Annotated in this window: 13 protein-coding genes and 1 riboswitch; of the genes, 11 read left to right on the top strand and 2 right to left on the bottom strand. The window is 65.6% G+C overall.

Going from position 1 to position 10,995, the window contains the following annotated elements; all coding sequences use genetic code 11:
* Positions 1-58: 58 nt before the first annotated feature.
* Positions 59-598: an NUDIX domain-containing protein gene (locus B4400_RS05215; protein ID WP_078307686.1), complete on the top strand. Its 540-nt coding sequence runs from the start codon at positions 59-61 to the stop codon at positions 596-598.
* Between the two features lie 9 nt (positions 599-607).
* Positions 608-979, top strand: coding sequence for a hypothetical protein (locus B4400_RS05210; protein ID WP_078307602.1), 372 nt, complete (start codon positions 608-610; stop codon positions 977-979).
* 56 nt (positions 980-1,035) lie between these two features.
* On the opposite strand, the gene thiE is transcribed toward B4400_RS05210, so the two are convergent.
* A complete protein-coding gene (thiE, locus tag B4400_RS05205) occupies positions 1,036-1,710 on the bottom strand; it encodes a thiamine phosphate synthase (RefSeq protein ID WP_078307604.1) in 675 nt (224 codons plus the stop codon).
* A 24-nt stretch (positions 1,711-1,734) separates the two neighbouring features.
* Positions 1,735-1,850: riboswitch (TPP riboswitch) on the top strand.
* Here thiE and thiO point away from each other — a divergent pair.
* From thiO to B4400_RS05165, 8 genes are all read left to right on the top strand, one after another.
* Positions 1,849-2,910: a glycine oxidase ThiO gene (gene thiO, locus B4400_RS05200; protein WP_078307606.1), complete on the top strand. Its 1,062-nt coding sequence runs from the start codon at positions 1,849-1,851 to the stop codon at positions 2,908-2,910. It overlaps the preceding riboswitch by 2 nt.
* Complete coding sequence (thiS, locus tag B4400_RS05195) at positions 2,907-3,104, top strand: sulfur carrier protein ThiS (protein WP_078290201.1); 198 nt, start codon at positions 2,907-2,909, stop codon at positions 3,102-3,104. Before thiO ends, thiS begins: the two co-directional genes overlap by 4 nt.
* Before the next feature lie 65 nt (positions 3,105-3,169).
* Positions 3,170-3,892 carry a thiazole synthase gene (locus tag B4400_RS05190; protein ID WP_502688383.1) on the top strand — a complete coding sequence of 241 codons (723 nt, stop codon included), beginning with the start codon at positions 3,170-3,172 and terminating at the stop codon, positions 3,890-3,892.
* 17 nt (positions 3,893-3,909) lie between these two features.
* On the top strand, positions 3,910-4,884 hold the full coding sequence (locus B4400_RS05185; protein WP_078307612.1) for an ABC transporter ATP-binding protein: 975 nt from the start codon (positions 3,910-3,912) through the stop codon (positions 4,882-4,884).
* A complete protein-coding gene (locus B4400_RS05180) occupies positions 4,884-5,636 on the top strand; it encodes an ABC transporter (protein WP_078307614.1) in 753 nt (250 codons plus the stop codon). The genes B4400_RS05185 and B4400_RS05180 overlap by 1 nt, the downstream gene beginning before the upstream one ends.
* Positions 5,637-5,656: 20 nt before the next feature.
* A complete protein-coding gene (locus tag B4400_RS05175) occupies positions 5,657-7,156 on the top strand; it encodes a M28 family metallopeptidase (protein WP_078307617.1) in 1,500 nt (499 codons plus the stop codon).
* Between the two features lie 128 nt (positions 7,157-7,284).
* Complete coding sequence (locus tag B4400_RS05170) at positions 7,285-8,781, top strand: M28 family metallopeptidase (RefSeq protein WP_078307689.1); 1,497 nt, start codon at positions 7,285-7,287, stop codon at positions 8,779-8,781.
* A 39-nt stretch (positions 8,782-8,820) separates the two neighbouring features.
* Positions 8,821-9,216, top strand: a complete 396-nt coding sequence (locus B4400_RS05165) for a hypothetical protein (RefSeq protein ID WP_078307619.1) — start codon at positions 8,821-8,823, stop codon at positions 9,214-9,216.
* 15 nt (positions 9,217-9,231) lie between these two features.
* Here B4400_RS05165 and B4400_RS05160 read toward each other — a convergent pair whose 3' ends face one another.
* Positions 9,232-9,948: an NUDIX hydrolase gene (locus tag B4400_RS05160; RefSeq protein WP_078307621.1), complete on the bottom strand. Its 717-nt coding sequence runs from the start codon at positions 9,946-9,948 to the stop codon at positions 9,232-9,234.
* 95 nt (positions 9,949-10,043) lie between these two features.
* Between B4400_RS05160 and B4400_RS05155 the strand changes: the two genes are divergently transcribed.
* The gene (locus B4400_RS05155; RefSeq protein ID WP_078307623.1) at positions 10,044-10,994 is read left to right on the top strand and encodes a TauD/TfdA dioxygenase family protein; all 951 of its coding nucleotides are present in this window, start codon (positions 10,044-10,046) and stop codon (positions 10,992-10,994) included.
* The last annotated feature ends 1 nt before the right edge of the window (position 10,995 follow it).

Raw genomic sequence — 10,995 nt, 5'->3', positions numbered from 1 at the left:
GGCCTTAATGGAAAGTCTAAGAGCATATTTAGCCTTTGGTGGCTCTACTGTGGACTCTGTGCGTGGCGACGGTGACGGATGGGTTGTCGCTGACACGGGTGCACGATTCTGGGGACGGTTCGGTGCGGCGGGTTTGCTGTTGCGCGCACCACTGGCGAGCGGCCAGCCCGCTGTCCTGCTGCAGCATCGCGCCTGGTGGAGCCATCAGGGAGGTACCTGGGCATTGCCCGGGGGTGCACGGGACAGCCATGAGTCCGCCGAGCAGGCCGCGCTTCGGGAGGCAGCCGAAGAGGCGGGCATCGCACCTGGTGCGATGACCATCCGCTCCTCGGTGGTGACGAAACGCATTGATGGTCAGGCGCATTGGACGTACACCACGGTCGTTGCCGATGCCACCGAGTTGTTGCCCACGGAGGCCAATCACGAGAGCACCGAGCTGCGGTGGGTGCCCGAGGAAAAAATCGAGGGGATGCGGTTGCATCCCGGGTTCAAATCGGCCTGGCCAATGCTGCGGGTTGTCGAAATGTTGCCAAGTGGCGTGGATGGGCTCGGCACTGTCGAGCTTGAGCCCGGGCGTTTCGCTTGGCAACTGCCGTAGCGTGCCGTTATGCGCATCGGATTTCTTCTGACGTTGGCGATGATCACGAGCGTGCTGATGGGCGCCTGCGGCTCAGAGAAAGCCGAGAGTGGGCCGGGTGACCGCAACGAGGTGGTGGCCACCGCGCTCGCTCGCGTCGAGGCTGACCTGGGTAAACCCGTCAAACTCGACGTGAAGATGTTCAAGAGTGCTGACGACTGGGCGCTCATCGACGGTCAGCTGCAGGACACCGGCGGCTCCAACCCGACCCGGTATGAGGGCCTGCTCAGAAAGACCGGGCCGAAGTGGACCATTCTCGAGAGCGCGATCGGGCCCACCGACGTGCCCTGGGTGGGGTGGAAGGCGAAGTATCCGGACGCCCCCGCGCAGATCTGGCCCTGACGCTCACGCCGAGTGTGAAGCTATGGCGACGATTCGGCTGAAATCGCGCCGCAGCTTCACACTCGGTGAAGGACCAGCTCGCGAAGCGACGCTGCCGCCGCGCGGGGATCGGCTGCCGCGGTGATCGCGCGCACGACGACGATTCGTGACGCTCCGGCGGCGACCACGTCGGGCACCCGCGCCTCGTCGATGCCGCCGATCGCGAACCAGGGTTGAGAAGTCCCAAGATCAGCGGCCGCTTTCACCAGACCCAACCCGGGCGCGGTGCGGCCCGGCTTGGTGGGCGTCGGCCAGCACGGTCCGCAACAGAAGTAGCCGACCTCGTCATCGGCTGCGGCCACCGCGGCTTGGTCGGCGTCATGGGTCGACCGGCCGATCAGCACATCGGGTCCGACGATCTCCCGGGCGACCGAAAGCGGCAGATCGTCCTGGCCGAGGTGCAGGATGTCGGCCCCCGCTGCCCGGGCGATATCGGCGCGGTCGTTGACCGCGAACAGTGCACCGTGACGGGCCGCGGCCGCACCGAGAATCGCCAGATACTCGAGCTCCTCGAGGGGCTCGAGGCGGCCGAACTGCTGCTCACCCACCGAGCCCTTGTCGCGCAGCTGCACGATGTCGACCCCACCGGCGAGGGCGGCGTCGACGAACTCGGCGAGATCGCCGCGCTCCCGACGGGCATCGGTGCAGAGATAGAGGTGAGCGGACTCAAGACGGGTCGAACGCGGGTGCATAGTCGAAGACGCTAGCGTTGTAGGTGTAAGTAACGCGGGAGCCCCGGGATGAGCGGGCTGAGAGTGGGCCAACGAATCCAGCCCTGACCGTCCGACCTGATCCGGGTCATGCCGGCGAAGGGAGTGACTCCGATTGTGATGTCGTCTCAACAAGGCTCGGTCGCCGTGATCGGCGGCGGTGTCATCGGCCTTTCCGTGGCACGTGAAGCCGCCCGTCGGGGTTGGCGGGTCACCGTTCACGATGACGGCCGCAAGGGCCCGTCATGGGTGGCGGGCGGGATGCTCGCGCCGTACAGCGAGGCGTGGCCCGGTGAGGATGACCTGCTGGGTCTGGGTATCGAATCCCTCGGGATCTGGCGGGACGGCTTCATCGACGAAGGCGTGGAAAACACCGTGATCACCGCGCGGGGGTCGCTTACCGTGGCCGTCGACACCGCCGATGTCGGCGAGCTGCGCACGATGATCAACTGGCTGGCCGGGCGGGGCCATACCGTCGCAGAGACCGCCAACGCCCGGGATGTCGAGCCGCTGCTGGCGCAGAACATCCGCCGCGGGTTCACCGCGCCCGAGGAACTCGCCGTCGACAATCGCAAGGTGCTGCACGCCCTGACCGCCGACTGCGAGGCGCTCGGTGTGCGAAGGGGCGCGCCGGTTGCCACGGTCGATGAGGTGCCGGACGACCAGATCGTGGTCGCCAACGGGGTAGCGGCGGCAACGCTCGCAGATCTGCCGGTTCGCCCGGTGAAGGGTGAGGTGCTGCGGCTCCGGCGGCGTCCCGGCGCGATGCCGCCCCCCACACATGTCATCCGGGCGCGGGTCCATGGGCGACACGTCTACCTGGTGCCCCGGGAGGACGGCGTCGTCGTCGGCGCCACGCAGTACGAGCACGGCCACGACACCGCGCCGGCCGTGGCGGGAGTGCGGGACCTGCTGGATGACGCGTGCGCGGTGCTGCCCTGTCTGGGCGAGTACGAATTCGCCGAATGCGCGGCGGGGCTTCGCCCGATGACCGAGGACAATCTGCCCTTGGTGGGCAGGATCGATGACCGCACCCTCGTGGCGGCCGGGCATGGCCGGTCCGGATTTCTCCTCGCGCCGTGGACGGCGAAGACGATAGGGGCGCTGCTTGACGGTGGCGAGTCGCCGGCCGCCGTCGATCCCCGCCGGTTCGAGAAGGCACATAGTCAGGAGGCCCGATGAACATTCAGGTAAATGGTGATGCGCGTGAGGTCGCCGAGGGTGCCAACATCTGGCAGCTGCTCGACCAGCTGGGCTTTCCCGAGTGCGGTATCGCGGTGGCCGTCAATCACACCGTGGTACCCAAATCCGACTGGGACACCACTGTTTCCGATGGCGCCCTGGTCGACGTCGTCACCGCGGTGCAGGGGGGATAGGCGCGGTGGCCAGTGCAGATAAGCCGCTGTGTATCGCGGGTCGATCCTTCGGTTCCCGGCTCATCATGGGAACCGGGGGTGCCGCGAATCTCTCGATTCTGGAACGGGCGCTGATCGCCTCCGGCACCGAGTTGACCACCGTCGCCATCCGCAGAGTCGATGCCGCCGGAGGCACCGGGGTGCTGGATCTGCTCAAGCGGCTGGACATCATGCCGTTGCCGAACACCGCGGGGTGCCGGGGTGCGGCCGAGGCCGTGCTGACCGCGCAGCTGGCGCGCGAGGCCCTTGGGACCGACTGGATCAAGTTGGAGGTCATCGCCGACGAACGCACCCTGCTGCCCGATGCCGTCGAGTTGGTGCGTGCGGCAGAGCAGCTTGTCGATGACGGGTTCGTGGTACTGCCCTACACCAACGACGATCCGGTGCTGGCTCGCAGATTGGAAGACGTGGGATGCGTGGCGGTGATGCCGCTCGGGGCCCCCATCGGCACCGGGTTGGGCATCACCAACACACATAACATCGAGATGATTGTGGCGTCGGCCGGAGTACCGGTGATCCTGGACGCGGGAATCGGCACCGCCAGCGACGCCGCGCTCGCGATGGAACTTGGCTGCGATGCCGTGCTGCTTGCGACGGCCGTGACCCGCGCTGCCGATCCTGAACGCATGGCGGCGGCGATGGCGGCGGCCGTGACCGCTGGCCACCTCGCCCGTCACGCGGGTCGCATACCCCGCCGTTTTTGGGCGCAGGCCTCCAGCCCGGATCCGGACGGAAGCACGCAGCAATAGCTGGCATAGTGGGCCGCATGATCGAACTGCGGTCGCTGACCAAGGTATATGGGCAGACCCCGGCGGTCGACGACCTCTCCGTCACCGTCGAGCCAGGCGTCGTGACCGGGTTCCTGGGCCCCAATGGGGCAGGTAAGTCGACCACGCTGCGGATGATCGTCGGGCTCGCGCGTCCGACCTCCGGGACGGCGACGATCGGCGGCAAGCAGTACCACGAGATCGACCATCCGCTTCGCGAGGTCGGTGCGCTGTTGGATCCCAAGCAGTTTCACCCCAACCGGTCGGCACGCAACCACCTGCGATGGATCGCCGCCGCCAATGACATTCCCTCCCGACGCGTGGATGAAGTGCTGGAGATGGTCGGCCTTACCGAAGTTGCCAATCGGCACGCCGGCACCTTCTCGCTGGGGATGTCCCAGCGGTTGGGCATTGCCGTGGCGTTACTCGGTGATCCTCAGGTGCTGTTGTTCGACGAGCCCGTCAATGGTTTGGACCCCGAGGGCATCCACTGGATCCGGACGCTCATGCAAAGCCTGGCCGCGCAGGGGCGCACGGTGCTGGTCTCAAGTCATCTGCTGTCCGAAATGGCCAATACCGCAGACCAATTGGTGGTCATCGGGCGGGGCCGCCTGATCGCGGCGACGTCCATGCATGAGTTTGTGAGCCGGGCCGGTGCCGACGTGGTGCGGGTGCGCAGCCCCCAGATCGACATCCTGCGCGCGGCGGTGGAGGAAAGCGGGTTCTCGGTGAAGGTCTCGGAACGCAGTGGAGAAGAAAGTGTGTTGGAAGTCAGCGGTGCTCTCATCGAGCAGGTCGGCGAGCTCGCGGCACGTCGCGGTGTGACGTTGTACGAACTTTCCCCACAACGAGTTTCGCTGGAGGATGCGTATCTGTCGTTGACCGACGATGCCGTGCAGTACCGCAGCCGGGTTGATGGCGTGGTGCCGGAAACCGCTACCGATGTGCCCGCCGACGCGGAGAGTGCTCGCTGATGGGGGTTATCGCGGCCGAACGGATCAAGGTCTGCACCTCTCGCTCGGCAGTGTGGTGCAGCCTGCTCGCCCTGGCATTGGGTTTGGGATTAGCGGGCCTACAGGGTGGGTCGGCCTCCGTCTATACGCCGATCTCTCCCGGCGACGCCGCGGGCGGGGCGACCGTTGTCGGGATTCCGCTCCTGATGGTACTGGCCGCCATGACGGTGACCAACGAGAATCGAACCGCGATGGTGCGAACCACCTTTCAGGCCACGCCCAACAGGTTGTCGGTCATCGGTGCCAAGGCCCTGGTGGCGGGGCTCTGGGTGGCCGTGGTCACCGCGGTCACCGCGCTGACCTCGATCGTGCTGGTGCGTGCCATGGCTGGTCCGGTGGCCGGTGCCAATCTGGCGCTCGACGGACCCGGCGTGTGGAACACGGTCGGGTCGGTGACCGTGTACGCGTTCTTGTGTGCCGTTCTCGCGGTGGCGGTGGGAGTGTTGCTGAAACACACCGCCGGCGCTGTTGCGGTACTCCTCTTGTGGCCGACGGTGCTCGAGTTGATGTTGGGCTGGCTCACTGACGCAGGAAAGGCGTTGCAGCCCTTTCTTCCTTTCGCCAACGGCATCAGGTTTACCGGCGTGCCTTGGTACACCTCGGACGGCGTCCGCTTCGTTTGGGGCACGACCGGTTCCCTCATCTACTTTGCTACCGTGGTTGTCATCACGCTCGCTGCGGCCCTGGCCGTGGTGCAGCGACGCGACGTTTAAGGTCGGGACAAGGGAGAACGATGGGGACCAAGCGGGTTGTGTACGCGGTCGCGGTGTCCGCGGCATGTGCACTGGCGACTGTGACGGCATGCGATCGAGACGGCGGCGAGGCACCCCGTTCGGCGCCCCAGGCCGGATCCCAGGAGGCGGTCGGCTTCGCGCACTCCTTGCACGAGAAGGTGACCGTCGACAATGTCGTGAAGCATCTCTCGGCGCTTCAAGAGATCGCCGACAAGAACAAGAACACCAGGGCGGCGGGTACTCCCGGCTTTGATCAGAGTGTCGATTATGTAGTAAAGGCACTGAAGGACAAGGGGTTCGACGTACAGACACCCGAGTTCAGTTTCAAGTACTTTCAGGCTAAATCCCTTGAGCTGACGGTTGGTCCCAAGAAGGTTGACGCTTCGGTGCTCTCGTACTCGCCGGGCGGCCAGGTGCAGGGACGATTGGTCGCGGCGCGGGCGGAAGAGTCGCCGGGTTGCACCGCCGCGGACTACGACGGACTGGACATCAAGGGTGCGGTGGTCTTGGTCGACCGGGGATCGTGCCCATTCTCCGAGAAGGAGAAGGCTGCCGCCGAGCGCGGTGCGGTGGGTCTGATCGTCGCGGACAACGTCGACGAGAGCCAGTCGGGTGGCACCCTCGGTGAGGACTCCGCTCCGAAGATCCCGGTGGTGGGCGTCACGAAGTCGACCGGAGCCGATCTGCGGGCACATCCCGATCAGGTTGTCCTGAAGGTCGACGCGGAGACCAAGGACGTCAAGGCGCGCAATGTGATCGCGCAGACCAAGACGGGTGCCACCACGGATGTCGTGATGGCCGGCGCTCACCTCGACAGCGTTCCCGAAGGACCGGGTATCAATGACAACGGCACCGGTACCGCGGCGGTTCTAGAGACCGCGCTGCAGCTGGGGCCGAGCCCGGACGTCAAGAACGCGGTGAGGTTCGCGTTCTGGGGTGCCGAAGAGGAAGGGCTGATCGGTTCCACCGACTACGTCAAGTCCCTCGACGTGGACGCACTGAAAGACATTGCCCTGTACCTGAATTACGACATGCTCGGGTCCCCGAATGCCGCATACCTCACCTATGACGGCGACCAGTCCGAAGAGCTCGACGCGAATGAGGTTCCGGTGCGGATCCCCGAGGGGTCGGCCGGTATCGAGCGGACAGAGGTCGCGTACCTCGCCGAGCAGGGCAAGAAGGCCCATGACACCGAGTACGACGGCCGTTCGGACTACGACGGATTCAGCAGGGCGGGCATTCCCACCGGCGGCATCTTCTCCGGCGCCGAGGACAAGATGTCGTCCGAAGAGGCGCGGGACTGGGGCGGCAAGGCGGACCAGCCCTTCGATCCGAACTACCACCAGGCGGGCGACACCCTGGCCAACGTGAACAAGGACGCGCTCAAGATCAACGCGGGCGGAGTCGCCTACACGATTGGCCTGTATGCGCAGAGCATCGACGGACGCAACGGGGTACCCGTTCACGAGGACCGCACCCGTCACAAGCTGAAGGACTAACCGCGGTAACAGGTTCGTTGCAACGTCCCGAAAGGCCTTGGGAACCAACGCTGGTGCGGTAGCGTGTGCGATTGCTCGATTCGCACAAGTCCACTGGGGTTCCAAGAGGTTTCATTGAGGTTCTTTTGATGGCGCTGTTTCGCGCCCGGGGGCTAGCGCGCGGTTGCGCCCTGCTCGCGATTGCGGTGGTGGCGAGCTGCTGTGCGCACCCGACACCGGGTGCCACCGCGGTGCCGCCCAACCCCAACCTGGCGGCGGATCTGGCACGCACCGTCACCGTGGACGCCATGGTGGCGCACCTGCAACAGCTGCAGCAGGCCGCCGACGCCAACGGCGGGAACCGTGCCGAGGGAACGCCGGGCTACGACGCCAGCGCCGACTACGTGACAAAGGCATTGAAAGATCGCGGGTTCGAGGTTCAGACGCCGGAGCTGTCCAGGCTCAAGGTGCTCACCGAGGGCAAGCCGCTCGTCGATATCGGCGGACGGCCTTACGCGGTGGATCAGGCCTCCTATTTCGCTCAGACCCCCAAGGATGGGCTCAAGGCCAACATCCTCCGCCCTTCGGGCAAGGCCAGTGGTTGCGCCGCGGCGGATTACGGCACCCTCAAGCTGGACGGTCAGATTGCGGTAGTCGACGGTGCCGGGTGTTCGGTGGTCGACAAGCACAATGTCGCCAAGGAGAAGGGCGCGGCGGCGGTGCTGGTGACGATGCAGGCGGGCGCCGGCGAGGGCCTGTTCACCCCGAATTACTATGAGCAGCTGTCTATTCCGGTCGGAATCATCGACTCGGGAGTCGACACCCTGCTGCGCCGCAACTCGTCGCCAGTAACCCTGGTGCTGGATATGAGCATCGCGAAGGTGCGCTCACGCAACATTATTGCCCAGACAGCAACAGGTGATCCGGCAAATGTGGTGGTCGCCGGGGCACATCTGGACAGTGTGGCCAAGGGCCCGGGGATCAACGACAATGGAACCGGTGTGGCCGCGGTCTTGGAGACCGCACTGCAGCTGGGACCCAAGCCGGTGGTGAACAACGCCGTCAGGTTCGCGTTCTGGACCGCCGAGGAAGATGGGCTGGCAGGGTCGATCGAGTATGCGAAGGGCCGCAGCGCCGAAGAGCTCAACGACATCGCGCTGTATCTGAACTTCGACATGCTCGGCTCGCCCAATGCGGGGTACTTCGTGCTCGACGGTGACCAGTCGGCCGCTAAACCGGATCCGAACCGGCCGCCGTTGGACGTACCCGAGGGATCCGCGGGCATCGAACGGACCTTCGCTGGATATCTCAACCTGGCCGGCAAGCGGCCGGCGGCCGAGGAGTTCAACGGCAGATCCGATTACGGTCCGTTTCTGGCCGCGGGTATCCCTGTCGGCGGCATCAGCTCGGGTGCGCTGGAGAGAATGAGCGGCCCGGAAGCCAAGATGTGGCAGGGCCGCGCGGGTCAACCGTTCGACCCCAACTACCACGGCCCGAAGGACAATCTCGCGAACGTCGGCAAGGTGGCACTGGGGATCAACGGCTCGGCCGTGGCCTTTGCGGTCGGCACCTATGCACTGTCTACCACTGGGCCCAACGGGGTGCCGGAGCGCAAAGTTCGGCGACACTCTCCACAGGAGCGTTAGGTCCAGCTAGCATCCCAGCGCATGAGGAGAATTCTCGCGTTGCTGGTGGCTCTGGCGTCGAGCGCCGTTCTTGGATTGCCGTCAGCCGCGGTAGCGCAGGCCGACCCCGGGGTGAAAATGACTTACCGGGTGACCGCGCAGGATCCGGGGAGCAACCGCCAAGTGGTCATCTCCTACCGCACGGGTAAGGGCGAGAAGGCGGTCAAGTACACCTGGCTTGACCCCTTCGTGCCCTGGACGCACGACATATCGATGACGGCTCGTGAAGCGCAGGTGAGCATATTCAGCGACCAGGGTGGCAACTACCTCGGCGAGATCCTGCGCGACGGCAATGTCATCGCATCCAATTCGGTGTATCTCGACCCGGGCTGGGTGGCCGAACAGGGCGCGCCTTATGGGGCGCCGACGTTGTTGGCACGCGCCGACGTGTCCTAGAGCCTGCGCCGACACCTATCGCCAGGCGAAGACCGGCTGCTCCAGCTCGTCGACGCGGTCGCCGCGGCCCTCCAGACAGAGCCATCGCACCTGGAGCAAGACGGCCCCGGTCGGGGCATGGATGAGGTCGTTGCCCAGCGGGATCTGCACTACGGGGCGTGGGCTCTCGGGAATCGTGACGTAGCGCGGCGAATCGTCGCGCTGCAGCTGATGCAATCCCACCCGGTAGGCAGCCACCACCTCGTCGGGCGAGGGACGCATTTCCAGACGTCCGCCACCCCACACCACCACCGGGGTGATCACGTATCCCGAACGTGTCGGATAGTCATCGAGCAGGCCGAGCACCGTCGAATCCGGCAATGCGACGCCCAGTTCCTCATCCAGCTCACGCAGCGCGGCCTGCACCGCGTCCTCGCCCGGATCCAATCGTCCACCGGGCAGCGCCCATTGCGCGGCATGAGAGTTGAGCCGGGAGGTTCTGCGGCACAACAGGAATGCCGCGCCGCCCGAGACATCGACCATCCGGCCGTCTAACCCCTGCTCGGGTATCTCCCGGCCGCCTATCCACTCGTCCACCGGTGCCGGGTCGATGCGGTCTTCGCCCAGATCCGAGTCGACCAGCACCACGGCCACCGCGGCGCGGCGTTTCTGCGGGTCCTCGACGGTCCTGCGTTCGTGACCCGCCAGGTGCTCGCGAATCCGGTCCCGCAGTTCCTCGTCGTACGCGATCACCGTTCGACCATATCTGCCGCCGCCGGCGGCGGCCCTTTCGAATCGACTTGGCTCTATCCCTGGGCTTACCGCGCCGGGATTGTTGTGATGCGGGAATGAGTGACGACCAAACACGACGTATCTATCGTGACGCCGGAATCACCGTCGAAAAGCTCGGTGAACACATTGGTGCTCGGGTCGACGGTGTACAGCTCGGCGCCGATGTGCCGGCCGAACGGGCCGAGGCAATCCGCCTCGCGCTGGCCGTCCACAAGGTGCTGGTATTCACCGGGCAGCATCATCTGGATGACGCGCAGCAGTACGCATTCGCCGGTCTGCTCGGGGAGCCGACGCTGCCGCACCCCACGGTGACTTCGCACGGCAGCGAGCTGCTGAACCTCGAAGGGGCGGCCAACGGCTGGCATACCGATGTCACCTTCGTCGACCGCATCCCGAAGGCGTCGGTGCTGCGCCCGGTGACGTTGCCGTCCTACGGTGGCGCTACGACATGGGCGTCGACCGTCGCCGCGTACGAGCAGCTGCCGACACCGTTGCGTGCGCTCGCCGACGACCTATGGGCCATACATACCAATCTGTACGACTACGTGGGCGCCGGTGCATCGGGTGGCGTGAGCGCCGAGCGCCGCGCGGCGTACTACAACGAGTTCACCAGCTCTCTGTACGAAACATTGCATCCGGTAGTGCGGGTGCACCCGGAGACCGGTGAGCGCAGCCTGCTGCTCGGGCAGTTCGTCAAGAGTTTCCAAGACCTGCACGGTGCCGAGTTCGCGGCGCTCTTCCAGCTGCTGCAATCGCGTATCACGAAACTGGAGAACACCTTCCGGTGGAACTGGCGGTTAGGCGATGTGGCCATCTGGGACAACCGGGCCACCCAGCACTACGGTATCGCCGACTTCGGAGACCAACAGCGCGAGCTACATCGCGTCACGTTGGCAGGGGATGTGCCGGTCGACATCTACGGCAGGCGAAGCCAGGTCCTCAGCGGCGATGCCAGTCACTACTCCGGTATCGAGGAGCCGCGGCGACTGGAATTGTTCGCCGCCTGAT

Origin of the sequence: Mycobacterium sp. D16Q13, assembly GCF_002013375.1 — a bacterium.
GTDB lineage: Bacteria > Actinomycetota > Actinomycetes > Mycobacteriales > Mycobacteriaceae > Mycobacterium.
The sequence above is the reverse complement of the archived record's forward strand: the minus strand, read 5'-3'. Positions and strand labels throughout refer to the sequence as shown.